This is a genomic window from Sphingomonas sp. Ant H11, assembly GCF_000797515.1.
Lineage (GTDB): Bacteria > Pseudomonadota > Alphaproteobacteria > Sphingomonadales > Sphingomonadaceae > Sphingomonas.
Window position 1 is genome coordinate 1 of record NZ_JSBN01000026.1, and the last position, 23633, is coordinate 23633.

At 63.3% G+C, this 23633-nt stretch carries 27 protein-coding genes and 3 pseudogenes; 13 read left to right on the forward strand and 17 right to left on the reverse strand.

The genetic code is table 11. The features are described from left to right. The 7 genes and pseudogenes from NW75_RS06110 to NW75_RS24975 form a co-directional block, all read right to left on the reverse strand. Positions 1-837, reverse strand: an 837-nt coding sequence (locus NW75_RS06110; protein ID WP_033964330.1) for a TOTE conflict system archaeo-eukaryotic primase domain-containing protein, incomplete at its 3' end; no start/stop codon positions are given. Positions 838-982: 145 nt separating this feature from the next. Then, positions 983-2074, reverse strand: coding sequence for a hypothetical protein (locus NW75_RS26020; RefSeq protein WP_033964331.1), 1092 nt, complete (start codon positions 2072-2074; stop codon positions 983-985). Positions 2075-2300: 226 nt separating this feature from the next. Continuing rightward, positions 2301-2738 (reverse strand): annotated as a pseudogene (locus NW75_RS28125) (TniQ family protein); the annotation flags it as partial. Next, complete coding sequence (locus tag NW75_RS06120) at positions 2735-3868, reverse strand: TniB family NTP-binding protein (RefSeq protein WP_197057719.1); 1134 nt, start codon at positions 3866-3868, stop codon at positions 2735-2737. The gene NW75_RS06120 and the pseudogene NW75_RS28125, both read right to left, overlap by 4 nt. Then, positions 3865-4347 (reverse strand): hypothetical protein, encoded by a 483-nt coding sequence (locus NW75_RS06125; protein ID WP_156142970.1) that lies wholly within the window; start codon positions 4345-4347, stop codon positions 3865-3867. Before NW75_RS06125 ends, NW75_RS06120 begins: the two co-directional genes overlap by 4 nt. After that, entirely contained in the window at positions 4263-5669 is a 1407-nt protein-coding gene (locus NW75_RS06130; RefSeq protein ID WP_197057725.1) for a DDE-type integrase/transposase/recombinase, read from the reverse strand. Before NW75_RS06130 ends, NW75_RS06125 begins: the two co-directional genes overlap by 85 nt. Beyond that, positions 5608-6663, reverse strand: coding sequence for a hypothetical protein (locus NW75_RS24975; protein WP_197057726.1), 1056 nt, complete (start codon positions 6661-6663; stop codon positions 5608-5610). Before NW75_RS24975 ends, NW75_RS06130 begins: the two co-directional genes overlap by 62 nt. Positions 6664-6718: 55 nt before the next feature. On the opposite strand from NW75_RS24975, the gene NW75_RS06140 reads away from it, so the two are divergent. The 8 genes from NW75_RS06140 to NW75_RS06175 all read left to right on the forward strand — a co-directional run bounded on the left by NW75_RS06140 (position 6719) and on the right by NW75_RS06175 (position 11245). Next, positions 6719-7609: a hypothetical protein gene (locus NW75_RS06140; protein ID WP_052192258.1), complete on the forward strand. Its 891-nt coding sequence runs from the start codon at positions 6719-6721 to the stop codon at positions 7607-7609. After that, positions 7606-7956, forward strand: coding sequence for a DUF3768 domain-containing protein (locus NW75_RS06145; protein ID WP_010405794.1), 351 nt, complete (start codon positions 7606-7608; stop codon positions 7954-7956). Before NW75_RS06140 ends, NW75_RS06145 begins: the two co-directional genes overlap by 4 nt. A gap of 231 nt (positions 7957-8187) precedes the next feature. Further along, positions 8188-8517 (forward strand): hypothetical protein, encoded by a 330-nt coding sequence (locus NW75_RS06150; protein ID WP_010405793.1) that lies wholly within the window; start codon positions 8188-8190, stop codon positions 8515-8517. A 275-nt stretch (positions 8518-8792) separates the two neighbouring features. Next, positions 8793-9047 carry a DUF7673 family protein gene (locus tag NW75_RS06155; RefSeq protein WP_231564994.1) on the forward strand — a complete coding sequence of 85 codons (255 nt, stop codon included), beginning with the start codon at positions 8793-8795 and terminating at the stop codon, positions 9045-9047. A 168-nt stretch (positions 9048-9215) separates the two neighbouring features. Further along, positions 9216-9719, forward strand: coding sequence for a DUF736 domain-containing protein (locus tag NW75_RS06160; protein WP_010405791.1), 504 nt, complete (start codon positions 9216-9218; stop codon positions 9717-9719). Between the two features lie 136 nt (positions 9720-9855). Further along, a complete protein-coding gene (locus tag NW75_RS06165; RefSeq protein ID WP_010405790.1) occupies positions 9856-10170 on the forward strand; it encodes an antitoxin in 315 nt (104 codons plus the stop codon). Positions 10171-10181: 11 nt separating this feature from the next. Beyond that, positions 10182-10580, forward strand: coding sequence for a type II toxin-antitoxin system VapC family toxin (locus NW75_RS06170; RefSeq protein WP_010405789.1), 399 nt, complete (start codon positions 10182-10184; stop codon positions 10578-10580). A 344-nt stretch (positions 10581-10924) separates the two neighbouring features. Further along, positions 10925-11245, forward strand: coding sequence for a single-stranded DNA-binding protein (locus NW75_RS06175; RefSeq protein ID WP_010405787.1), 321 nt, complete (start codon positions 10925-10927; stop codon positions 11243-11245). Between the two features lie 42 nt (positions 11246-11287). Here the strand turns inward: NW75_RS06175 and NW75_RS24980 are convergent, their stop codons facing one another. The 6 genes and pseudogenes from NW75_RS24980 to NW75_RS26040 form a co-directional block, all read right to left on the reverse strand. Next, on the reverse strand, positions 11288-11452 hold the full coding sequence (locus NW75_RS24980; RefSeq protein ID WP_169313331.1) for a hypothetical protein: 165 nt from the start codon (positions 11450-11452) through the stop codon (positions 11288-11290). A 133-nt stretch (positions 11453-11585) separates the two neighbouring features. After that, entirely contained in the window at positions 11586-12233 is a 648-nt protein-coding gene (locus tag NW75_RS06180) for an AbiU2 domain-containing protein (RefSeq protein ID WP_010405786.1), read from the reverse strand. Between the two features lie 178 nt (positions 12234-12411). After that, complete coding sequence (locus tag NW75_RS26025) at positions 12412-12801, reverse strand: HNH endonuclease (protein ID WP_231564995.1); 390 nt, start codon at positions 12799-12801, stop codon at positions 12412-12414. Then, entirely contained in the window at positions 12789-12992 is a 204-nt protein-coding gene (locus tag NW75_RS26030; protein ID WP_231565021.1) for a group II intron reverse transcriptase/maturase, read from the reverse strand. The genes NW75_RS26025 and NW75_RS26030 overlap by 13 nt, the downstream gene beginning before the upstream one ends. Positions 12993-13232: 240 nt before the next feature. Continuing rightward, positions 13233-13376: pseudogene (locus NW75_RS26035) on the reverse strand (reverse transcriptase/maturase family protein); the annotation flags it as partial. 53 nt (positions 13377-13429) lie between these two features. Beyond that, a complete protein-coding gene (locus tag NW75_RS26040) occupies positions 13430-14278 on the reverse strand; it encodes a reverse transcriptase domain-containing protein (protein WP_231564996.1) in 849 nt (282 codons plus the stop codon). 930 nt (positions 14279-15208) lie between these two features. Here NW75_RS26040 and NW75_RS06190 point away from each other — a divergent pair. From NW75_RS06190 to NW75_RS24310, 4 genes and pseudogenes are all read left to right on the forward strand, one after another. After that, positions 15209-16184 (forward strand): annotated as a pseudogene (locus NW75_RS06190) (DUF2493 domain-containing protein). Positions 16185-16352: 168 nt separating this feature from the next. Beyond that, positions 16353-20171, forward strand: a complete 3819-nt coding sequence (locus NW75_RS06195; protein ID WP_010405784.1) for a hypothetical protein — start codon at positions 16353-16355, stop codon at positions 20169-20171. A gap of 71 nt (positions 20172-20242) precedes the next feature. Further along, positions 20243-20743 (forward strand): hypothetical protein, encoded by a 501-nt coding sequence (locus NW75_RS06200; RefSeq protein WP_331386010.1) that lies wholly within the window; start codon positions 20243-20245, stop codon positions 20741-20743. A 197-nt stretch (positions 20744-20940) separates the two neighbouring features. Continuing rightward, entirely contained in the window at positions 20941-21285 is a 345-nt protein-coding gene (locus tag NW75_RS24310; protein ID WP_137903286.1) for a hypothetical protein, read from the forward strand. A gap of 67 nt (positions 21286-21352) precedes the next feature. Here the strand turns inward: NW75_RS24310 and NW75_RS24315 are convergent, their stop codons facing one another. The 3 genes from NW75_RS24315 to NW75_RS06210 all read right to left on the reverse strand — a co-directional run bounded on the left by NW75_RS24315 (position 21353) and on the right by NW75_RS06210 (position 22376). After that, positions 21353-21526 (reverse strand): hypothetical protein, encoded by a 174-nt coding sequence (locus NW75_RS24315; protein ID WP_154651314.1) that lies wholly within the window; start codon positions 21524-21526, stop codon positions 21353-21355. 269 nt (positions 21527-21795) lie between these two features. Then, positions 21796-22170, reverse strand: coding sequence for a hypothetical protein (locus tag NW75_RS06205; protein ID WP_033964335.1), 375 nt, complete (start codon positions 22168-22170; stop codon positions 21796-21798). A 35-nt stretch (positions 22171-22205) separates the two neighbouring features. Then, complete coding sequence (locus NW75_RS06210) at positions 22206-22376, reverse strand: hypothetical protein (RefSeq protein WP_156142976.1); 171 nt, start codon at positions 22374-22376, stop codon at positions 22206-22208. A 316-nt stretch (positions 22377-22692) separates the two neighbouring features. Between NW75_RS06210 and NW75_RS06215 the strand changes: the two genes are divergently transcribed. Next, complete coding sequence (locus NW75_RS06215) at positions 22693-22917, forward strand: hypothetical protein (RefSeq protein WP_010405781.1); 225 nt, start codon at positions 22693-22695, stop codon at positions 22915-22917. Between the two features lie 113 nt (positions 22918-23030). Here NW75_RS06215 and NW75_RS06220 read toward each other — a convergent pair whose 3' ends face one another. Continuing rightward, a complete protein-coding gene (locus tag NW75_RS06220) occupies positions 23031-23249 on the reverse strand; it encodes a hypothetical protein (RefSeq protein ID WP_010405780.1) in 219 nt (72 codons plus the stop codon). Positions 23250-23633 lie beyond the last annotated feature (384 nt).

Here is a 23633-nt window from a genome sequence, read left to right on the forward strand (position 1 = left end):
CAACTGCTCATCCACGAACAGGCTGTTTCCCCGCCGACGGGCGTGCCCCTGCAGCGGCAGCGCGATCAGATTGCCGAACCCGCCGAGCGGCATGGTGTCCTGGCTCGGGAAGAAGCGATCATAGGAGCCGAACCCGATCTCCGGACGTCGCTCCATCGTGTCAGTCAACAGCGATGCGCCAAGAGCGCGGGCGGTTCGTGCCGGCACGGCGTCGGCGAAGAAGATCCAGACATGCCCGCCATTGCCGGAACGGGATCGCTCAAGTGCCGCAGGCACCCCTCGCAGGCGGCAGGTTTCCATCATGGCCAGCGCGTCCTCGGCCCAGCTTGCCTTGTCAAAGTCGGCTGCGAGGAACCGGCAACTCTCATCGGAAAGCAGCGGGTAAACGCCTGCCACGAAGTCGCCGGCATCCGATCGCGAGGATGCGCCGCCGCGCAGATGCTTGTCGATCACCTCGTTCGTCACGGGCAGGAAAGCCTGGTGCGCGCACTCGCCGCATTTGACCTGTGGCTTGTCGCAGAGTCCGCGTTTCCATTCGTTGCCGCAGGCGGGTGCATAGCCACCGCGCCCGGTCTTGCGATTGTCCCAGCGCAGTGGGAAGACATCCTCGCGACCGGCGAACAGCCTGCGGAACAACGCGACCTTCTTATCTGTCGGCGATGTCGCGGTCACCGGAGCGTCGGAGAACAGGGAGATCGCATCAGCTTTTCGGTGCTCGGTCGATTGTTGCGTCGCGACGGCGTCCAGCGCTGCGATCACCGCTGCCCGCTCGTCATCCAGCGCCTTGAGCCGGGCCCGCAGCCGCGCCGCTTCATCCGTGCCGGCAGATCCGTTCACATTGCTGCAGTCGTTTCGGGCAACCGATCACGGTAGACTCCGCGGATCACTTTTTCGGCGCTCTCGCGGTGATAGAAGGGCTGCAGCTTTCGGCTTCCAGCGATCGCCGGCACCAGACCGGCGCTCCGCAGATGTTGATGAACCCTCACGCATGCGTAGCTTTGCCGGGGATGCGCGCCAACTCGGCAGCGCTGACGAAGCGCGCGCCGAACGCTTCGACCTCTGCTCGCCGTAAGGCGGGCATGATCCTGAGGGGTGTCTGTTTCCTGTCGATTGTCAGCCATCCCATTTGCTTGAGCTTTGCGACCGTCGGGATGGTCACGCCGAGGTGCCGCGCAGCTTGCGCCATGAGCATGAACATCGGATCGTCCTCATATTCGAGGCCGGTGATCACTGCGTCGGTATCGACCAGTATCTGCGCAAAGCCCCGTTCGCCGCGCAAGCGGCCCGTAGCCCTGATCTGGCCACGCAGCAGCCCGCCGATAATCGCCTCCGAAGAGCGATAACAGATGCGCACGGCCCGCAGGATCGTCTCGCTGCCTGGCGGCGGCGCTGTGACGAACGGCGCATCGCCGTGCAAAGCCATAAGGAAGCGGTCGAGATCTGCCAGACGATACTGCGCCGGGATCGACGCTCCACCAAGCGGGAAGGCGCGGGGAAGATAATGTCGCGCTATGAGCGCCTTGAACAGCCCGAGACCGACGCCGAGATAACGCCGTGCGTCCTCGGGAGAACAGGACTCGCGGAAGAAGGCCGTCAACGGCTCCTCGAGGGATTTCGGCACGACCATACCCCGGGCGTTGCTCGGCAGCGAGTCGATCAACCTCAATGCCGCAGCTACGGTCGCGACCCGTTCAGCGGATACGCCGCAGAGCTTCGCCAGACCGCCTAGCGTGGTGAGATCGCCTTCTGTTGCGGGTTGGCGGAACAACATCGTGCCTGCTGTTATCGGCACATTCTTCACCACATGATTCCTGACGACCTCCCGGATCGGGTCGAGAGTCGGATTGGTGGACAGGCCGAGCCAGTATTGCAGACGCCCATAGACACCCACAGGCGTCAGACGCTTGAGCGGACATGCCGCCAGCATCCCGTCCAGCATCTTTTCGAACTGGTTGGGGAAGTCCTCGCAGACCGCAAAGCCCGCCGCCATGGTGCGGGCACGTTCCGCCGGCTCCTGCCGGCGCCAGCTGATGATCGATCTGCCCCAGCGTGCGACCGAGCCCACCCATTGCATGATCTCGGCGCGTCCGCGAACGCCAGGCTGTCGAGGAACGCGTGGGAGATACGGGGTCCATCACCAACCTGCCGACAAGATAGGCATCGCCGATCTTGCCGTCCGACGTGATCGCTTCAGTATATTCCTGCGTCAGATCGTGCCCACATGTGCAACGCGCTGGTGAGAGGTCCGAACGGCGGAACACGTGCCGACAGGCAGGACATATCGCCAGCAGCGCCCGACCGTGATGAGGACAACTCGATACCTTCGCCAGGTCCCACCAGGAGCGCCGCCACGGCCGACAGGCGACCGGCCCGTGACCCCGCTCGATATCCGATCGCATGCAGTCCGGGCAGATACGGGCGAAGTGACAACTATAGCTGATATTGCCGCTGCGGCTCACAAGCTCACCTGCAAGGACGCTCCCACCCTCGGTCTGCAGTATCGAGTTACGGAGCAATGTTTCGAGCGGGACGCCGCTGAGCCGCGCGATATCGTGAAAGCGTCGCCCACGCTCCATATCCCGAACGAAGTCGGTCCGGTCGACCAGCGGCACTTGACGCGCAAATTCCAGCTGGGTTTCACAGCCATGCCGCAGGGCAAGCCGGTTGAACAGTGCCCAGCCTGGCTCGAACGTTGCCGGCCGCACCCGCAACGCAAGTCGAGTTGCCGATGCTGTCATAATCCCTCGCGCACGAAGGGCCGCAGGGGTTGCGCGCCCCTTCCGCGCAGCTTTGTGACGCGGCTCATGTTCTTGGGCGACGGAGGTACGGCGTCGCGCAGCCAGATCTCGCGCAGGCGTTCGGCCGAACACAGGAAGGGGTTGTCGTGGTGAGCCGGGCCGCCGCTCGGAACTGACGGTACATCCTCAAGGATCGCATCGAAGTCCAGCATATCCCTGACGTCGGGCTCATAAATCGGATGCCAGCCCGCATGAACCTCTCCCAACAGGTTCAGATCGATCGACCGCTGGCTGATCGCCAGTGCCACGCTCAGCGCCTGGCTCAGATATTTGGAGACGATCCCGATCTCGCCGCCCGTCGCGACGTAGATGCGTTTTGCCATCTCGTGCTTCGCGAGGCCGGACGCATCCGGCAACCCCATCATCTTCTCCATGACGCCGAGCACGCCAGAGAACATCGTGCGGCCGCTCCGCGTCGCCCAGTCATAGGGCTTGAGGATGATCGTCGGTTGCAACCGGCGGCGCAGTTGCATCGTCTTCTCGCCCGCCACGGAGATGTCGAGCAACCGGGGAAGACCCGCGATCACGATCTGGACTTTTACCCGGTTGAGCAACGACTTGATGAACTCGGTCACTTCCGCCGTCATGTCGGGATTATTCTCGTTCACCATGTGATGCCCTTCGTCGATGAAGATCATCTCGGTGCCCGTCTCCTCGGCATAGAAGGCGATCTTCTCGATCACCTCGCTGGCGTTCCAATGGTCCCGCGCACGATAGCCGTAGGCGCCGAGGATCGCCCCCACCAGCGCCCGTCGCGTCGTCCGTTCCGGTGCTTCAACATAAACGATGCGGCGGATATCGGCATCCTCCGTCGCGCTATCGGGATAGTCGGCCATATAGTCCTCGAGCGCCGTCGTCTTGCCGGACCCAGCAGAGCCGATGATGAGCAGGGCCCGGGCCTTGAAGCGTCGGCCGTCCTCGCGCGGGCGGTATCGGCCATGTAACTCGCGGATCGCCGCCTTCGCGCCCATGTGCCGCGTATGCGGGATCACCGTGGTCTCGAACGCAAGCACGGCGTCGGGCACCGCTGGCCGTGCCGGTAACGTCGCGGCGCGACGACGATGTGTCATCGCCTCGGGTCCGACCATTGTGCAACCAGAGCCTCGATGTCCGCGTCGAGATCGATGACGGGAGGCGACGGCACCGGTGCCTGTTTCGCCGCACGTGGTGCGGTTTCTACCGCCGGTGCCGGCGTTTCTATTTCAGGCGGTCGCTCTTGGCCTTCGATCGGCGTGAAGTAGCGACCGTCGGTCTCATACCGCGCCGCCCGCGTCTTGCTGCGGACTTTACTCGCCTCACTTTGCAGATCTCCCGCCGTCTGTTCGGCAAGGCTGCGCGCCGCTTCGAGATCGGCGACCGTCACCGGCGCATTCTTCGGCAGGCTTCGCTTTGCGATCGAGCGATGGATCTTGTGCTGATATTTGGAGACGCCCCGCGATATGCACTGGTCGACACACGGGATCATCAGCCATTCGCCACGCTCGTCGTCGAGCAGCCAGACCTCACCCAGATCATAGGGATCGTAGCGTAACTCCCAGTCCTTCTCCAACCCGCCGCGCGCGCCAGCAGGGGTTCGAGCTTCTCCCGATCAGCATAGAGTAGCCCCTCATATTGGATGCCGATGTTGGAGATGCGCCGGAAGAAGGTCTCTCCGGTCAGCCGTACAATATGGTCGAAGTCGGGAACCGGGCGCACTGGGTAAAGTGCGCTGAGTTCTCGCCAGCGCTCATAGGGCGTGCATTTCAACGTATCGTGGACGCTGTGATGATAGTCGTCGACGATCCACTTGAGGATACGACTGCGCACATCCTCGAGCGACAGCCTTGCCCGCGCCACCGGATCATAGAGATCCATGGTCCGCGACGATGTCGTGCCTTCCTCATGGCTGAACACCTGCACGCCGATGGTCTGGAACACGCGCTCGACCGCGCCCTTCAACCATGGCATTTTCACCGGCAGATTGACGATGCCGATGTCGAGCATCCTGGCGGCCGTCTGCAGCGATTGCGACCGGAACTCCTTGCCGTTGTCGCAGATCAGCCATTCGGGCACGCCGTGGCACGGCCAGTCATGCTCGATATCGGCGAACCCGGAGAGATCCTTCTTCCACAAGGAATGGGCAAGCGCTCTCTGGAGTGAGGCATAGGACGGCGCCTCGAAGCTCAGATGGACCCCTATGATCATGCGGGTGGCGCGATCGAGAAGCGCGGTGAGCCAGGGCCGCCCCAAGGCGCGGCCGCTCTCCGGATGCACCACCACCAGATCGATCAGACAATGATCCACCTCCACTTCTTCGAGCGGCCGTTCTGGCGGGCGCCGCCGCTCGAAGATGCCGAACTTCAGCCAGGCGGCACGCCGGCCGAAGCGACGCTCATATTCCTGTCGCTCGGTATAATTGTCGCGGATAAACACCCGGAAGGTGCGGTCGCTGACCGCAGGAACATCCTGTTCGCGGCACAGATCGACATAGCGGCGATAGGCATAGTTCTTCCGCCGCCGCGGCATGCCCAGATACCAGACTTCGACGGCTTGCCGCATGAGCTTGTAGGTATCGGGATAATCGCCGTTCGCGCGCGCATAGCGGGGTTGGCGTGCCCCGCGCCGATGATAGTGCGGGATCAGGAGCCGGATATCGCGACCGTGCCGACTCCATATGCCATACCACGCCCGTACTGTATAAGGATTGGGCCGGGCCACTGCCTTGGTGCGGCGCGGTTCGCCGTTCCCTTTTCGCCGCTCCGCGACCATCCGGGCCGCAAGCGCGGTATCCTCGCGTTCCCATTGTTCATGATGCGCGTCGAACACGGCCTCAGCAGCAGCGGCATAGGCGCCCATAAGTGTTGGGTGCTCGCCGCGAATCGCGTCGACCATGCGTACATAGGTGTCCCTGCGCTCGCTCGCGCGCTCGGCGGATTTCTTCGGGCCAGAACTCCCAGGTTTTCTCCAGCGTCTCGGCGATGGCCTTGGGCAGGCCGTCCGCATTGCAAGGATGATGCGTCAGCCGCCGGGCACCATAGACGATGTCGATTTCATCGTCGCTCCATGTTCGCGCATCGCTGCCGCTCTGCGGTCGCATCAGATAGCCACGGCGCTTGCGCTCAATCACCAACCAGAGCGCCACCTGACCTTGATCGTCTCGGATCGAGAGCGTGTCGCCTTGCTGGAAGCGCATCGGCGTTGCGTTCATTTCGCATTCCTCCCCCCGCATGAGGACGGTATCGTCATCGAGCGGTCGCTCGAGATCCATCGCAAACTCGCCGACTGCCACGAGGCCGAGCACGATGTTGACATGCACGGGGCGGCCGCCGAGCGCCTCGGCGGCTGCGCCCAGGTTCGACGGAAAGGGGAGGCGGGTGATTGTGGTGTGGATCGCGTGGAGGTTTTCTGCCGCTAGCACCGCCACCGTTGCGCGCAGGCGTCGCGCATTCGACAAGCGTGGCTGTCGCCGGATATCGGTATCGAGCCACATCTCGTGCCGGGCCCCACGCGCGGCGCACTCGGCTTCGATTGCTGGCAACCGTCCGCCCAATGTCGGGTCAGCCGCCAATCGCGTGGCCAGTTTCACCTGCCGGTAGATGACCTCGCCGCCCACCGTCTCCAGCCGGATATCGGGGGTGTAACGCCGCTGTCGGCCCGCATCCGTCCAAACGAAGGTTTCCCGTTGCACCCCGAACTGCGCAACATCGGGATCGAAGTCGAGAAGTAACAGCGCATCGCGCTCGAGCAGGCTCTCATAAGGCAGCGCATCGCCAGCCTTGATCGACTGATACCAACCCGTGCACGATCTTCGGCCTGGCCGGTCTGCCGGGTTTCGGGCGAACCGCACCGTTGCGTCAGAACGCAAACGGGCTGATTTGTCGGTCACGCCGACATTCGCTATTCTCCTTATGGGAACGACTCGAATTGCCGGATCAGTATAACTGCTTCCGCAAAGGGCGTTAATCGGTTCCGCTCAGACGCTGCTTGTCGAGCTGTCAGCGCGCGGCGAGCCGCCGGATCTGGTCCTGACGGCTGACCCCGGGGCCGAGAAACCAGAGACCTATGAATATCAAAAGCTGATCGCCGCCTGGATGGCGGCGCGGCGCATTCCCTATGAGGTTGTCCGCTACGTGCCCCGACGCTTCAAGCACTGGCCTCCATATTATTCGATCCTCGCCAACGTGCTCACCAATGCGACGCTCCCCAGCATCAGTCTGGGACGCCACAGCTGCTCGCTCAAATGGAAGGTCGCGCCACAGGATGCCTTCCTCAAGCGATGGGCGCCAGCTCAGGCCGCATGGGCGCGCGGGCAGAAGGTGACACGCCTGATCGGCTATGACGCATCCCCTGCCGACACGCGCCGCTATGCCCACGCCTCAGCTATCGACGACCCGCTTTTCAATTGTCGTTATCCGCTTCGCGAGTGGAACTGGACGCGCGACCGTTGCATCGCTCGCATCGAAGCGGCCGGTCTGCCGGTCCCGCCCAAATCGAGCTGCTTTTTCTGCGGCGCGATCCGGCCCGATGAGGTGCGTGCGTTGCCGCAATGGTGCCTGCGCCTGATCGTCCTCATCGAAGCGCGGGCCGAACCGCGCCTTCGCACCGTCGAAGGTCTCTGGCGCCGGTCGACCAAAACCAAGCCCGGCAGGATCACCGATTTCATTCGCGCGGAGCGCCTTCTTTCCGAGGCCGAGGTCGACGCGATCCGCCGCGACGCGCCGACCGAGCTTGTCCGCTTCCAGGACGCCGCCGGCCTCGTGCCAGTGAGCGAGCGTCCGACGATGGAGGAATGGCTCGAGAGCTTCAACGCCGGCCTGATGGAGGCAGCATGACCGACCGAATGTTACGGATCGCCGCGCTCAACGACCGTTGCCGCCAGGGTCTGGATCCGACCGGCCGCATCGTCATCACCGCCGCCTGTCTCGCGACCTTAGCAGAGGAGAGGGGCAAGGTTGCTCAGATTTTGGCCCAGGCCGATTTGATGGCCGCAATTCGGCGATACGTCTTCAGGCCCGAAGAATCTCGCGAGCGGGCGCGCGGCGACCTCGTCGTCGCCGGCCACGCCGTCCGCTTCACGATCGATTATTATGACCTCACGCTCGAATGGGGGTCCGAGGACCCGGCTGACCCGCTGGTCACGGTGAGAGTCATGACGATCATGCTCCCCAGCGACGACTGAGCGTCGCGCAACTTTCCGACACCCAATCCGGAGACCAGCCATGCGGCGAATTACACCGGCCGGGCCCGAACATGGGCAGGCGATAGCAATAGCAGTTGAGCGTCTGCGCGAAGCCCGTACTCTGCTTCGGCAGGCCGGCGCGCGCCAGGCAGCCTCGGCGGCCGGCAAGGCGATCAGCAGCGCCGAGGGCGCTGCCCGGCACGTACAACACAGGATCCGGAGGACGACCCAATGAGCCGGCATGACCTTCAGCCCAAGGCCGATCAGCCGCATGTCGTGCGCGCGACCGTCGGTTGGGACCGTCCACTGCAGACGTTCTTCGCACAGGTGTTCTTCCGCACCGAGGACGAGCCCGATGAAGGTGAAGCCCTGATCTGGCTCGGCACCGAACCCGGCGAAATGCTGACGCCCGAGGCCGTGATCGCCGTGGTCGCGCCCCATGTCGAAATGCCCCCTGACCTCGCCGAGCGGCTCAACGCTGAAATGCGTCAGACAACCGGCATGAAAGACGGCCGCCATCAGGCCGCGGCCAAGCGGTCGCTCTTCGGCTCGATCCACTGATGCGTTGACGCGCTCCCGCTCGCGGCCACGCTCGCGTCGAGCCGTCTTCACTCATCCACACGCGTCGCCGGCATTGCCGGCAGCGCCCACCATCGCGTGCCCGGCGCACCGATGATCTAGGAGCCGTTTGGTAACACCACTCCGCCTCCGATCGACTTCGCGGTTGCGCCACAGATGCAGACCTATAGCTTCGTCGCCCGGAGACAGACGATGACCTCGATTCCGACCGATTATGATGCGGCGCGCGCGGCGCTGACGCGCTCTTACCGATCGCGATGTCCGACACCGGCCAGGCGCGTCGCGTTGCCAACTTCCTGATGGCCTGGTGGAACGGCCCGGACCTGGGCCATTTCGAGATCGCCGATATGTTCGGCCTCGACGTTGCTATCGCCAACGACATCACGACGGTCATCGGCTTTCTCGGTCAGAACGACCGCGGCGCCGTCTATATCGACAGCCTGGGGTTCGCCGAAGAGATGCAGGACATTATCGCGCTGTGGCGCAAGCCGGCAACGCCGCTCACAAACTGACGTCTTCTTACGCCCCTGAGACGATCAGGAACGACCCGACGGCGCCGAAGAGGCGTCCGTCGGAGCGGCGCTGGCGCGCCTTACTCGGCCGAACGGCCGAGGAGCTGAGTGGGTGAGAGAGTGTGTTCGGACAAGGGGTTCGAGCAACACAACTCAAGGAGACTTCCCATGAACATCGGCACCATCACCCAGAACGCCAGCGGCACCTACACCGGCAAGATCTCGACGCTCACCGTCGCGATCGTGATCGCACTGCGCACCGTCCAGTCCGCCAACCCGCGCGCGCCAAAGTTCGAGATCCTTGCGCTTTCGGCCGCCCGCCAATGGGTTCAGGTCGGCGCGCTGTTCGAGCTATCGTCCAACTCGACCGGCGAAAGCTTCCTCAACGGCAAGATCGAGGATCCGAGCCTCGACAAGCCGCTCTACGTCTCGGCATTCCGCCAGGAGGACGGCTCGTACAACATCGTCTGGTCGCGCCCGACCCGCCGCCGCGACGCACCGACTGACACGGTCGCGGCCGACGACGGCCTGCCGCCGCTGCCGGGCGCCGACGAGCCAGCTGCTCCTGCGGGTGGCGACGGTCTGGGTGAATCTTCGGCCGACGGCGCGTTCGGAAGCGAGCCCGCGACGCCCGGTGGCCGCAAGCGCCGCACGCCCGAAATGGCCGACTGACCGGTCACAACCCGTCCTCTGACGCGCTCCATACCCAGCGCGTAGATCCTGGCAGGGCTCGCTTCGCTCACCTGGCGAAGCGGGCCCTGTTTTTCGTTCGCCCGAATCCGTCATCCTGCGCGGTCGGCGCACTTGCATGCTCGCCAACCATGTATATGTTGATGTATATGCAAAGGAGGCCGTCGTGGCAGCTAATCATCCTCAGGCTTCAGTCTCGCGTGAAGTGAAGCTTTTTCGAAACAATAAAAGTCAGGCGGTGCGTATTCCCGCCGACTTCGAGCTGCCCGGCGACCGAGTGATGATACACCGCGAAGGCGACCGACTGGTGCTCGAGCCGATCAGGCGCAAAGACATCCTCGAAGTGCTCGCAAGCCTTGAGCCGCTCGGACCCGACGACCAATTTCCTGATATCGACGATACGCTCCTGCCAGCCAGGGCAATCGACCTGTGAGCAAACTCTACATGCTCGACACCAACATCGTGTCTGAGCTTGCGCGAAATCCTCACGGTATCGTCGCCTCGCGCATCGCCGAGGTCGGGCCAGACGCGATATGCGTCAGCATCATCACCGCGGCGGAATTGCGGTATGGCTGCGCGAAGAAGGGATCGCCCAGACTGCTGGCACAGATCGAAGCAATCCTCGGAAGCGTTCAGGTGCTCGCCCTCGATGTACCCGCCGACACCGAATATGGCGGGATCCGTGCCGAGTTGGAGAGCGCGGGGAAACCGATCGGTCCGAACGACCTCTTCATTGCTGCCCATGCCTATGCACTAGATGCGACGTTGGTGACGGCCAACGTCGGCGAATTTTCCCGCATCCGCGCGCTCACCGTCGAAAACTGGCTCACCGACCGCCCCTGAATCGGCGACTGGCCTGCCAAACCTGATGTCGCCTTCCGGCTTCTCCCGGTGAACGAGACTGCGACGCACAGCGGGACGGACTATCGCCGAGACCGTAGTGGACTGATGGTGCAAAGCTATCCTCGTCAGGTTCGCCGGCCTTCCTTCGCCTTTGACTGACACCTGCGGCGGACGGTCTCGCATCACAACCCCATCCAGTCGCCCGTGTTGCCGCTTCGCGGCTGCCCGCGCCAGCTCCCTCCAGGGGTTTCCCTCCGCATAGCGCTCCGGTGCGATGCGATCCCGCACGCCGCTCTTCGGTGTCACCGGCGGGAAGGCCGTCGGACCCAACAAGGAGCACGTCCATGAACATCGTCAACATCACCGGCCGCGTCGCCAAGGATCCCGAGACCCGCAGCACCGTCACCACCCTCATCGTCGCGACCGACCGCGTGAAGCTCAAGGACGGCAAGACCTACGTCGACGAAGCCACCGGCTACACGGCCAAGGAGACCGAATTCCACAAGGTCACCTGCTTCAACGGCCTCGGCAAATCCGCCGCAACCCGCGAGAAGGGCAACGTCGTCGCGATCTCCGGCCGGATCCACTATTCGAGCTGGGAAGACCGTGACGGCGTGAGCCGCTACGGCTGCGAGATCATCGCCAACAGCATCGACTTCTTCTGACCAACCCGGGGCGGCGCCTTACGGCGCCGCCTCTCGTTCGCTTTAAGCCGGCCGCGCCAGCAGCTCGGCAACGCTTTCGGCGAACCCCTGGGCAAGCAAGGCTTCGTCGCCCGTGAGCCGAATTTCGTCCGCCATGCTTTTGTCGAGGAGCGCCTTCAGCCTGTCGGCCAATGCCCGCGCCGCGTCCCTGATCATCGCTTCATCCATGCTGAACCTCGTGGGATCGACATCTCGCCACGCGCGATTCCGCGTGATCAACTGGGCGGCTGTTCGCCGACTCCGACTATAGCGCAAGTGAAGGCGGCCGACATGCCGGCAACAGCTTCGACAGTCGTAAAGTTCAATCGAGCTGTCCCGGAAAATTCTCGCGGCGTCCGGCCTCCAGATTGCGGACCATATTATCGATCCCAATCTCCAGGAACTCGGCGACGTGAAAGTTTGCCGTCTCCCTGAGCTTCCATTGATGCTCGGTGACGATCGCGATCACGACGTTGACCAGTTCGATGACGGCCGAATCCTCCAGCGGGAAATCGACGTAAATCCGCTCAGGCTCGCGAAAATAGCGCTTGTCGAGGTGCGCGAAGAACTTGTCCCGGCGGCCCATGATCGCGGTGATGGTCGCGCGTTGCGCCTCCAACCGCGCGACCTGCTCGTCGAACGTCTCGGCGGGCGGGGTTCCGGCCTTCCACGTGATGTGCGTACGGTTGGTCACGCAGAATTTGAGGAAAGCGAAGATGCTTCCTTCCGATCGGCCCGGATCTTCGAGCAGACGCGCCGCTGCTAGATGGAGATCGATCTCGGCCGAGTGCATCAGCGGATAGAGCATCGGCTCGATCTTCCAGAGCTTCTCGCCATGGATCTCGCGCTGGCGAAGGAGCTGGCGGTATATGGCGAGCTTTGCGACGAGCCCCGGCGGCTCGTTCGCATGGAGCAGTGTCGCATAGCGCGACAGTCGCGCCTCGTAATTTGTCTGGAGCTCGGCCTTCATATTTCGTCCTTCCTCCGCCGGGGCGGCATATGTCGGCGCATCCCGGCCGCGGCCGGGACCGGCGCTCTACTCGGCTAACGCCTCCCGAAGCCCCGGTGCCCGGGTCTTCGTAGGGTCGACGCGGAACGCCTCTTTCGAGGATGTTCCAGCGCCTCCCCCCGAACCGTGCTTGCACCTTTCAATGCACACGGCTCTCCATTCCGCTGGTCAACCGACCGCCGTGGAGATGGACGTGGCATGAGCGACACAGAACGACAGTTCCGCGCCGCCGAGCCGATTGTTTCCACGCCGTCATCGGGCTGCGCCGCTTGTCCTTCAGTCTGTTGGGATGATGCGCTTCGAACGGACCATCGACGTCGCCACAGCTCTCGCATTCGCGGGCGCTGAGGCGCGTGATGATATCGTTCGTGCTCAACGCGAGGCGTGACCCGACCGTGGTGTTGTCCACGACCGCCTGTTGCCAAGGCCGAACATTCAGGTGCTTCAACCGCCAGAGCATCTGGACCCGCAGTTCACCCCGAACCATGGTTTTCACGCCATAGTCCGTCCCCAGTTTCAGATTTGCCATGGCCCGCGCCGCGTTATGCGCTGCCGTGCCGCGATGGTCGCCAGCAGGCTCCTGAACATGACGAGTTCAAGGCCATCGAGCGAGCTTTTCACGCCGTCTGCAATCGCATAATAATTGGCGAGGCCACGTAGCTCCGAGTTGTAGGCAATGACCATTTCCGCAACACTGGAGTCGAGGAACTGTGGACGCACCCGGCCATTCCTCAGATCGAGGTTGCCGAGTTTCTTGCGCCTGCAAAACCCATAGACCCGCGACCTTGGCACCCACAGCTTGATATTGCCCCGCGTTGGTCGGCGACGGACACGACGTGATCCGCCACCGACCTTCGACCGGTCTGCCATTGACCCGGCAGATCGCAACGTGAAGGCGCAAACATGGAAGCCAAGGAACGGCGATCCCTTCGATGCATCACTGACCCGCGTCTTTTCGGGTGACACCTCAAGGTTGAGCCGATCACGAAGGAACGCTTCGATTTCAGCCCTGATCCTTTTTGCATCAGCCTTGCTGCCGATTACACCGACGAGGAAGTCGTCGGCGTAGCGACAATAGCGAAGGCGCCGGAAGTCCGGGTCCATCGGATCGACAGACGAACATGCCTGCCTTTCCTTCGTGACTGCCTTGATCCGCTTCAACAGGTTACGGACCTCGGCATCGTCCGCGCCACCGGCGCGGAGCGCATCGATCTCGGCACGATAATCGGCGATCTGGCGAGATAGACGCGTATAGGCGGGATTTGCCCTGCGCGTTTTTTTCCCTGATCGAAGCCGACCCGCATTTCCTCCATGAACTCATCAAGCTCATGGAGATATATGTTGGCCAGCAAGGGCGAGATTACGCCGCCCTGCGGAGTGCCGCTATAGGTCCGCTCGAACGTCCAGTCGTCCATGACGCCCGCCTTCAGCATCTTTTCGATCAGACCGATGAACCGTGGATCATCGATGCGTTTCGAGAGAAGCCTGAGCAGGATGTCATGGTCGATGTTGTCGAAGAACCCGCGAACATCCACCTCGATCAGCCATTTCATGCCTGTCCAGGTATTACGGATCTCTTCGAGCGCCGTATGGCACGAGCGCCCCGTGCGGAACCCATGGCTATGTCTTGAGAACACAGGATCATAGATTTGCGCGAGGACGATTCGAGCCGCTTCCTGAACAATGCGATCATCGACCGTAGGGATGCCCAATGGGCGCATTTTGCCATTGCCCTTGGGGATATAGACCCGTCTGACCGGTCGGGGGCGGTAAGTGCCATCGGCCACCTGCCGGGCGAGATTGGCTAACCTCTCAAGCGTCATGCCGTCGAAGCTTTGCCCGTCAACGCCCGGTGTCGCCGCACCCCGGTTCCGGGACACTTTGACATAGGCCCGTTCATAGAGATGCGATGATCTCAAGAGACGGTGAAGACCATTGACCCGCTTTCCCGCCCGCGACAGGGCCGGAAGAGTCTCGAGCCTTCTCAGGATCATAGCGGTCTGCATCAGCAGTTCCTTTCCATCGATTGGTCGAGTTACGCAGAACTGCCGTCCTTCCCCCGCACCGGGCGGATTTCACGGGCGATCACTCGCCGCTTGTACCGCCGGTCCGTCCACCTCGCGGTGGCTGTCCCGGCCATTGCACCGGGCATTTGAGTACTATGACGGCTCCGTCGCCATGCAGGTCCGTTACGCTGGCCTGTTTAGGCGATCCCGTAGTTGCACGAGGAGGAGTCGCGATGCGTTTAGGTGCCCCGTTCGTTTCCTTGATCCCCTGACCGGGGCCGCGCCGTGCAGACTGGCGGCGATTCGCTAGGCCGCGCTCCTCGCCCTGCACGAAATGGCGTGTCATCCGCGTTCGCCATCGCTCACCTATTAACCGCTGGAAACTGGGATTCAGACAATCCAGTCTTCACCATGCGCACCTTGCCCGGAGGTCAGCCGCCCGACTGCGGAGTCAGGCTTCGATCCCTTCACCGACATGCTATGGTCCCGTTTCCCTTTCGGAATCTCAGCCGGCTCATCACCGACACCGGTAAGTCGGTCAGGCAGAAACTGTGCCAGTAAGTTTCGTTCGGTAGAACACTCCTTTCTTCTCGCGCCACAACGGCGCACGCCCTGCGGGTAACGATCACCTTGCGGTGGCCCTTGGGGCGAGGGGGTACCTTAAAAAATCTCTCTCTCTGAATGCCTAGATATGACGTGCGGGGATCCGAGCCCGTCAAGGATGAGCGGTTCCCCCAATTTTCGCGCGGCCCGCCACTCTCGCTTCGCTTCGTTCTGGGCCCCGATAAAATCGGCTCCCCCACTCCCCGCTGGCGCGGCGTTAACCGGGGTCCGGCTGCGCCGGCTTCCCGGTTAACGTCCCTGACTGCCACGACCGCCGCACGTCGAATGAGAAGCCTCATCGAATGGATGAGATTCATGGAGGCTATCATGACCAACTTCACCAACTTTGCCGACCTCGCCAGCCACATTGCGGCCGCGCGCGAAAATGAAGACCTGACCCAGACCTATGAGGGAGCGTTCATCGAGCATAGCGAGATGGCGAAACTGAGCATTGTCGAAGCGCCCGAGGCGCTGGACATGCCCGATCCGGAGCAGGTGCGAGCGGCTGTCGAAATGATGATGCAGACGATGTTCGATGTGCTGCGCGACACGCGCATGGAGCCGTTTGCCACCGATCTGGTCTGGGGGTTCGCCAACAGCTTCCATGTCGTCGCCAAGCGGATCGAAGGGCGGGAGGACGACGCTGCGAAGAAGCTGGGAGAACTCGCCCGTGCTTACGATCCGTCAGAAATCTACGCGACCGAATTGGAGGACACGCAGCTGCTCTGCCAGACGCTGCAGGGGTGCCGCGAGGCCATGGAGTGCATGCGCGACCACGCCGCCGAAATGTACCGCGTCGAGACCGGCAAACCATTCTCCCCGGTCCGGGGAAGCCGGGGTGTCGAGCGCGCTCAACGCCTCGATGATCGATGCCCGCGACTATCTGGCCTCGCGTGCCCGGGAGCGGCGCGAGCAGTTCGCCCCCGAGGGACCGGTGGTGGCATTCTCCGGAGGACAGGCATGGGAAGATGCCGATCTGCTCTGGAACGGACTCGATGGCATCAAGGCGCGCATCCCGGAAATGATCCTTGCGACCACGGCTCAGGCCAAGGGCTGCGATGCCGTGGCGCACGCTTGGGCGGCCTCGCGCGGCGTGAAGGTCATACAGTTCCGGCTTGACCGGAGCCAGGGCAACCGCGCCGCCTTTGTCCGCAACGACCGCATCCTCAACCTCAAGCCGGTTGAAGCCGTCATCTGCGAAGGGTCAGGCATCCAGCAGAACCTCGCACAGAAGCTGCGGCAGGCCGGCGTCCCGCTGCACATCGTCCGCCTCGCGCATCAGCGCACCGCACAGCGGGCGTGAGCCCCTTGTGGAGAGGTCCTGGCTGCGGCCGGGGGCCTCTCCTCTTTTTCTTTGCGTCGGCATGCGGCGCTCAGGGGCATCGAGCCCCTTCGCGCCGCCCGGGACTGACCTTCGGTCGTGGAACAACCTTTCGTTTCGCCGGCGCAGCAGTCACGATAGGAGGGAGGGATGTTCACGATCCATCCCGACGAAATCAAAGACTTTACGGGCGACCAGCTCGTCGGGCTGCTGCGCCGCCTGCTCTATGCGGAAGCCCGCAAGGCTGGCGTTCCGCTGCGGGGCGTCGAGGTTCCTCTCCAGATCACGGTGGCCGATGGCGGCCAGGACGGAAGCATCTTTTGGGAGGGCGGCAAGGATTCGACCGACTATTTCCCGGGCCGCGACATCGTCTTCCAGTGCAAAGCCAAGGACAGCGGCGACGCACAATGGAAGCGCGAGGTCTGGACGAAGCCGACCCAACCGCCGCGCATCGAGAAAAAGGCGCTGAGCGACGCCGTCCAGGGCGCGCTCGACCGCGGCGGCAGCTATATCGGGATAACCGCCAAGCCGCTTGTGAACCCCAAGCCCGATGACCGCGTCGAGGCGATCCGGCAGGGTATCATCTTGGCCGGTGGCAATCCCGACAAGCTCGCGGCGATCAAGGTCTATGAGGGCAACGCGCTTGCCGCCTGGGCCAGTACACACCCCGCCGTCGCGGTCTGGATCAAGCAGATCAACGCCAGGATCGACCTCGCCGGTTTCTCCACGCTCGATCATTGGGGGACGCGCGCCGACATAACGACGCCGCCCTTCGTCGACAGCCCCGACCGCCGGTTCTCGCTGGGGCCTCAAACCGCCGATGCGATCGACTTCTCGCAGCTCGCCGAGCGCCTGGCGGACGAACTGGACCAGCCTCGGACATCGGCTCGCATCTGGGGCGCCTCGGGTATCGGCAAGACGCGGTCGCTCTATCACGCCCTCAGCACCAGCACCGGCCTGCGCGGGGGCTCGACCGCCGCCAATTTTATCTTCTGCGACTATCGTGAGGTGCGCGACGACCTGTGGAAGGTCGCCAACCAGATCGTCAAGGAGCGCTCCGTCGCAGTCCTCGTCGTCGATGGCTGCCCGCTCGAAGAGGCGCGCCGCCTCAACGAGATCGCGCGCGCGGCCGACAGCGAGCTTCGCATCATCACCCTCGGCGCCGATGGCATCGACCATGACGATCAGTGCGTGATGATCCGGCCCAACCAGGCCGATCGTTCCACCATTCGCGCCATCCTGAAGGCCGGCCTTCCCAAAGCAAAAGGCGACGAACTCGATTATCTTACAGACTTCTGCGACGGCTTCCCCAGGATCGCCGTGCTGGCGATCGAAACCTATGGGAAGAGGAGCATCCTCAAGTCGGCCGACGATGTCGCCCAGCAGATGCTTCACGCCGCCGGTGCCCACCGCGAGACCATCCGCGCTCTGGAATGCCTCTCGCTCTTCGAAAAGCTCTCGCCCGACGACAATCCGGCAGATTTCGACGACATCGCCGAGACGCTCGTCCACATGAAGGGCGAGCTGATGTACGAGAATCTCGTCATCGCCGCAGGGCAGCATCTGGTCGGTCGCAACTATGGCGCGATGAACGCTCAGCCCCGGCCGATCGCCGATTTCCTCGGTCGAAGGCGGCTTGAGTATCTGCGATCTTCGACTCTAGTCGACTTTCTCGATCGGGCGATGCCGCACCACCGCGATGCGACGCTCGCAAGGTGGCGCTATCTCAGGCCGTCGCCGACGTTGAGCGCGGTCATCAACATTCTCCTGCGCGGCATCCTCGCCGACGACAAGATCGTGCATCCCGACGCGGCGGCCTATCTTTCGGCCGTCGTCCGCGTCGAGCCCGATCGCATCGCCAGAGCACTTTTCGACGCCATTGGCCGACCGCCGCTCGACGATCTTGCCGCGATCCCCGTCACCGACGCGCTGATCGACGCCCTGCGGTTTCTCGCGGGCCGAGAGGACAGCTTCTGGGCTGCCGCTCGAATGATCTTGCGCCTCGCTGCCGTCGCCGAGACCGAAGGTTCGCCGCCGATCGTCAGTCTTTTACGCCAGATCTTCCAGGTCGCGGCGGCCGGAACACAGGCTGACGATCGTCATCGCCGTGAGGCGCTGGAGGAGGCGCTGGAAGAAGACGACCCACGCATTCGGCGCGCCGGCGTCGAGGCGCTCGGCGGCATGATCCAGACCTATCTCACCCGCTCTGCGGAGTTCGAGCAGACCGGCGCCGAGCCCTTTCGTCCCGAATGGAGGCCGCCCGACCAGAGCACGATGTACGCCTATTTCAACTGGGCGCTGGAGCGTCTGCGCGAAATCTGGGGCAAAGCCCCGGAACTGCGCGCGGCGATCGAGGAGCATGTCGCGGGCGACTTGCGCAACCTGCTCGCGCCTGAGCTTCTCCCGGCGATCGACGCTTTCGTGCGCGAGGTCGTCGCGGGCGCCGGCCATTATTTCCGCGCCACGAAGAGCATCGGCGACTGGCTCTATTTCGACAGCACGGAAAAGCCGACCAAGTTCTCGCGCGCGGTGCGCGCCCTTTACGACGCGACGCTCCCCAGAGATCCCGTCGACCAGGCCCTGCTCCATAGCCGTTTCTGGATGTCCGACCTCCACGATCCCGACAAGCGCTACGCACAGGACCAGGAGAGACCCGATTATGATCGGTCCGCCAGAATTGTGGCCACGCTCGCGCCCGGCATTGCCGGAGATGATGACCAACGCTTCCGCGCGATCGAGGCGTTCGCCACTCAAAAGCTGAACACGCCTGGCCCCTTTGCTGTCGCCCTTGCCGACCATCTGCCCGATCCGGTGTCTGCGTTCGAGCACGCGGTCCGCGCGCTCGATGCCAGCGGCAACCATGAAGGCGTGAACTTCGTCGGGACGCTCCTCTCAGCGCTCGACAAGCGGCTCACCGAACGGCCTGACGATGTCAAAAAGCTCGTCGGCATGGCGCGAGCATCCGAGATCTTCGCGGCGAACCCGATCTATATACCAACGTCGCTGCGGGTCACCGACGACCGGCTGGACGAGTTCGCCACGGATGTCCGCGAGGGCAAGGTCTCGCCCCGCCAAAGCACGGTGATTTCCCATGGCAGGCGCCTCGAGCAGGTCTCCATGGCCGCGCTCGAGCGGTTCATTGCCGCGTTGCTCGATCGAGGTGAAGACGGCGGCGGATGGGCGGCGCTCGAAATCCTCTCGCTCCTCCTGCACGACAACAAGGCACCGTCGGCCGAGATGATCGAACTGGTGAAGCTCGCCTTGCTTTCGCCCTCGATCGCCGATGATAGCGACGGCCATGCGGCGAACTCGGAGTATAATTACGACCGGCTGTTCCAAGCGCTCGAAGCGTCCGCCGCGATCGACAAGATTTTTGCGCGCGCCGTCGCCCTCCAGATCGAACAGGCCTGCCGCACGACGGGCGCGCGCTACGGCCGTCCTTCGGACGCGCTGCGCGTGGGGCTGGCGATGGTCGTCAGGCACGCACCGGATGAAGTCTGGCCGGTCCTGGCCGGCTTCTACGAGATCGCGACCCGCGTTGAACGCGAGCGCCTGAATGCCATCGTCTCGGCGGCCAAGCCGTTCGCTTATGACGAAACGCGTACCGGCGCCGGCGCACTGTTCGAGGTACCGCTAAAGCTCATGCTCGATTGGGTGAAGGCCGATCCGGATGCCCGAATCGGGTTCCTCCTCACCTTCTTCCCGATCCTTGAGCAAAATGGCGAAGTCTTCGCCTGGCATCCTGCCTTGCAACAGCTCGCCAAGCTCTATGGCGGCCGCAAGCGTTTCCGCGAGGCCCTTCGCGAACGCATCTATCCCAGCTCTTGGGGCGGGTCGCTCAATCCGCATCTCAGCAGCTTCAAGGCGCCGCTCAAGGCCTGGACCGCCGACTGCGTCATTGGTGATTGGGCGACCGGCATGCTCGCTAGTGTGGAGCGGTCGCTGGAGAATGATTTCTACGGGCGCTGAAGTGCCCGGACCCCCCGAGACGGATAAAGAAGAGGAGGAGCGAGCGAGCGGTTCCAACGAGGGAGGACGAGATGTCCATCACGTTCCGCATAGCTACCGCCGCCGACGATCAGCCGCGTCCGATCGCCGCCATCAACGCCCGCCAACTGGCTGCCTTCAGAGCGTTCCTTCGCGAGGAAAGCGAGCGAACCGGCACCACGCTTCTCGATCCTGACTCGGCCGAAGACGCGTTCCTGTCTTATCATTTCGAAGCGCGGGTCTGCCCGTTGGCGCTCGCTGCGGTGACCGTTATCTTCGACTTCCAGACCGACGTCATCAGCGTTGTCGAGGAAGCGCAGTTTCGTTGCCGACGGGTGAGCGTCTACCGCGTCGACGAGAGCGGCACGATCAACTTGGCGGTCGCCTTGACATCAGACATGGGCCTCGAGCTTGACCTGGCCTCTGCCAATGCGTTCGCACTGCTCGAAGGCCTTGGCCTTCGCCCCGACAGCGTCGGCGAAATCCCGATCGATACGGTGCGCGCCCGGCTCGCCAATCCGGCCGTCCGCGCCGCGCCGCCGAGCACGGCGTGACGGCCTATCTCGACCAGCTCGATCAGCTGCTCGCGACCGCAGATGCCGACGACACTTCGCGGCTGGAATGGGCCTAGCCTCCGTCCAAACCCGCCGACGAGGAGGGCGCGCCGCTAACGCTGGCGCGCCCCTTTTTTTGCCCGCCTGTCTCAAGCCTTGAAATCGACCCGACCTGTCCCGATCTTCCCTATAAGGGCGTGGCCACGCCCTTCCATGGACAGCGAATCAGAACCAGCGACACCGAAAACTCGAAACCAGCAAAACTCAGCAAACCGAAAAACAGCCAGCAAAACTCAGATCCAAACAGCGAACCCGAAAAACCAGCAAACAGCGAACCCAGATCCAAAAGCGAAACATGGAAACATAGAGGTTCGGCCTCTCAAAACACCGAGCAAGCGCGTTGCAACGTATTACCCCTTCAATCTGGGGGCGCGTCCCCATCGCTGGAAGTCAAAGCGATGGAATGGCACAATTTCGCAGAGATCCTGTTTGGACTCGCGGCTGTAATCACTGCCCTCAAACAGGGCGGCAAAAAGAAATGAACGACGGGGCGGCAGGTGCGAACCTGCCGCCCTTTCGCGTTCTGGAAAATCCGGCCTGGCGCGCGCTTCAAGATGCGCCGGGAGCTTGATCCGGACGCTTCCGCAGAAGCGTGTCGATCGCGCGTTGAAGCTGCGTGACGCTCGCTTCTTCTTTTACGTCCTGAAGCAGATTTTGAGCCTGCCGCATCAGCGCCAGTGCCACCGCCCGGGTGACGGCCGAGTCCTTCTCGTGATGTTCCATATCGCCAACTCGGAGGCACGCTCATGTCGCAACAGTGCTGGTGCGCCTTCCCAGACAACTCCCGCGCGCTGGGCGCGGGAGCCGGGGCTGGTAACACGTCGAGACATGCGCCTACGCTTTTAGTGCCGAGGCACCTGGACATATGCGCAGGCACCCCGGCGTGAAGACCACACCGAGTTGCCGTACTCGACGGGATTACCAGTCCCGGCGCCGCCGTCCGCAGCGCCTCTCGGGCCTAACACAGCGCCTTGGTTGAACCAACCAGAAGGTCACTTCTCACCATCTCCAATCCCGCGCGCGGGCCTCATCGAGCCGCAACCGCTACCGGCCGGAGTGCGTTCGTTATTCGGGGATAGGAGGGCGAGCTTGGACTGGAGGCGCTGCGCGTCAGCATGAATTCGGTCGGCCAGGTGGCGCGCTTCTTCTTCCTCCCAGACGAACATGGTCCGCTCCGCACGCCGATTTTTGAACGACGTCATCCGCACGACCAAAGTCCAACGACCGGCCTGATCGACGCTGATCTTGCCCAGGCCGTGGCAAAGCGGCGCGCGCACGCTGTCATGGTCACGGAATGCCTGGAGCGTCTTGAGAACCGTGGCCGCGCCGTCACCGAACGGGCCGTCCGGGGCGATCGCAGCAGCCAATGCCTCGAAGCGCTGGCCTACCAGATGAGGGAGTTTTACCAGGCTCCTCGCTCCGCGTCCTGAGCCAACCGGTCCAGCGCCTCGGACACGGCATATTCGGCGCGCGAAAACGCGTTCAGGCAGCGGCCGCGCCATGCATTGACCGCCTCATGGACACTCGCCCACACGACGGTGTCGCCGGCGGCAATAGAAACCTGTTCGTTCACGGCGCTACCGTAGGTGTCGCACCTTAAGTTCAGGTTGCCACGCGCAAATGGCAGCCGGTGCGCCCCCATCAGAGGATAAAATCTCTCACAGAATTCCGAACATGTCGTTGAGGGAGCCACCGCGTCAAGGACGGCGGGGCCCCACCATTTTCTTCGGCGGAGCGAGCGGCAGTGCTTCCTTTCGGCGGCGGTGGCCGCCGAAGAAAATCGTGACCCCCACCGCCGCTACGCGGCGCCGGCTGTGCCGGCGTCCCTGACCCGGCGGCTCCCTCAACGACGACCTTTCCCCTGTCATTCAAGACGACAGGAGGACAACATGCAGATCATCACGACCGCCGCCCATGCCGACACCGCCAACTATCTCGCCGCGCTGGCCTTCGCCGAGCGTCGCGCTCTGCACAGTTTCTTCGATCAGCACGTCATCGAGGACGCGCCCGGGCGCTACGTCGCCATCGACGAAGGCGACTACAATGCGCTGCCGATGACGCTCATCGACCGGGTGGTCCACACGGTCCCGGGCCGGATGTCCGACGAGTTCTAAAGGATCAGGGGAGGGGCTCCGGCCTCTCCCTTTTTTTTGCTGGGAGAGGTACGGACATGGGGGGCATCGAACCCCCCATGTCCGTGCCGCGCCATTGGCGCGGCGGGTCAGGGTCAGGCTGCCAGCCGCTTCTCGACTGCCTCGATTCCGAGGGTCTTGATCCGGTCGGTGAGGGCCGCCAGCCGTTTGGCCTCGAGCTTGAGCAAGCCTGATCTTTCGACCGTCAAAATGGCCTGCTCGCGCTCTTTTTCTTCGAGCCTTCTGCGCCGCTCTTCCAGCCGACGCGCATCCTCTTCGAACGCCAAACGCTCCTGTTCCAGTGTCTTTGCCATATGGGCCTCGTGTTCAACGCTAATCGGGCTGTGAACACCGTGACTATAACGGCGATTACAGCGCGCCGGAAGAAGCAGGTGAAGGTGGGGGCGCATCGGGCTCATCGCCCGATGACGGCTCTATTCGCTAGAGATCCCGTCGTCCTGGACGGACGCCGGGATCAAAGCTCACGGAGCCAAGGCGTTTGCCTTGTCTCCGCCCTGCCGGGTTACGATCCTCGCCTGGCCAATGGGGCCGGTGGCCCCTATTGATGCGCGCTTCGGGACCAAAGTCCCGGCGCGCATGGGGGAGGGCATCGCTCGCTTGCCCGTCCCCGATCGCGCAGCCTGACTGCTTCGCAGCAGACGCTATGCACGTTCCGCCCGTAGGCGGAGCGGTCCCCA

What these genes read in the sequence shown, in the direction of transcription:
- NW75_RS24980 (WP_169313331.1), bottom strand. Translation starts at nt 11,452, where the DNA reads ATGGATGAAGCGATGATCAGGGACGCGGCGCGGGCATTGGCCGACAGG.
- NW75_RS06200 (WP_331386010.1), top strand. Translation starts at nt 20,243, where the DNA reads ATGTCCATCACGTTCCGCATAGCTACCGCCGCCGACGATCAGCCGCGT.
- NW75_RS06180 (WP_010405786.1), bottom strand. Translation starts at nt 12,233, where the DNA reads ATGAAGGCCGAGCTCCAGACAAATTACGAGGCGCGACTGTCGCGCTAT.
- NW75_RS24315 (WP_154651314.1), bottom strand. Translation starts at nt 21,526, where the DNA reads ATGGAACATCACGAGAAGGACTCGGCCGTCACCCGGGCGGTGGCACTG.
- NW75_RS06165 (WP_010405790.1), top strand. Translation starts at nt 9,856, where the DNA reads ATGCTCGCCAACCATGTATATGTTGATGTATATGCAAAGGAGGCCGTC.
- NW75_RS06150 (WP_010405793.1), top strand. Translation starts at nt 8,188, where the DNA reads ATGAGCCGGCATGACCTTCAGCCCAAGGCCGATCAGCCGCATGTCGTG.
- NW75_RS06195 (WP_010405784.1), top strand. Translation starts at nt 16,353, where the DNA reads ATGTTCACGATCCATCCCGACGAAATCAAAGACTTTACGGGCGACCAG.
- NW75_RS26040 (WP_231564996.1), bottom strand. Translation starts at nt 14,278, where the DNA reads ATGCAGACCGCTATGATCCTGAGAAGGCTCGAGACTCTTCCGGCCCTG.
- NW75_RS26020 (WP_033964331.1), bottom strand. Translation starts at nt 2,074, where the DNA reads ATGCAATGGGTGGGCTCGGTCGCACGCTGGGGCAGATCGATCATCAGC.
- NW75_RS06170 (WP_010405789.1), top strand. Translation starts at nt 10,182, where the DNA reads ATGCTCGACACCAACATCGTGTCTGAGCTTGCGCGAAATCCTCACGGT.
- NW75_RS06120 (WP_197057719.1), bottom strand. Translation starts at nt 3,868, where the DNA reads ATGACACATCGTCGTCGCGCCGCGACGTTACCGGCACGGCCAGCGGTG.
- NW75_RS06130 (WP_197057725.1), bottom strand. Translation starts at nt 5,669, where the DNA reads ATGGTCGACGCGATTCGCGGCGAGCACCCAACACTTATGGGCGCCTAT.
- NW75_RS06175 (WP_010405787.1), top strand. Translation starts at nt 10,925, where the DNA reads ATGAACATCGTCAACATCACCGGCCGCGTCGCCAAGGATCCCGAGACC.
- NW75_RS06160 (WP_010405791.1), top strand. Translation starts at nt 9,216, where the DNA reads ATGAACATCGGCACCATCACCCAGAACGCCAGCGGCACCTACACCGGC.
- NW75_RS06215 (WP_010405781.1), top strand. Translation starts at nt 22,693, where the DNA reads ATGCAGATCATCACGACCGCCGCCCATGCCGACACCGCCAACTATCTC.
- NW75_RS06220 (WP_010405780.1), bottom strand. Translation starts at nt 23,249, where the DNA reads ATGGCAAAGACACTGGAACAGGAGCGTTTGGCGTTCGAAGAGGATGCG.
- NW75_RS06155 (WP_231564994.1), top strand. Translation starts at nt 8,793, where the DNA reads ATGTCCGACACCGGCCAGGCGCGTCGCGTTGCCAACTTCCTGATGGCC.
- NW75_RS26025 (WP_231564995.1), bottom strand. Translation starts at nt 12,801, where the DNA reads ATGGCAAATCTGAAACTGGGGACGGACTATGGCGTGAAAACCATGGTT.
- NW75_RS06145 (WP_010405794.1), top strand. Translation starts at nt 7,606, where the DNA reads ATGACCGACCGAATGTTACGGATCGCCGCGCTCAACGACCGTTGCCGC.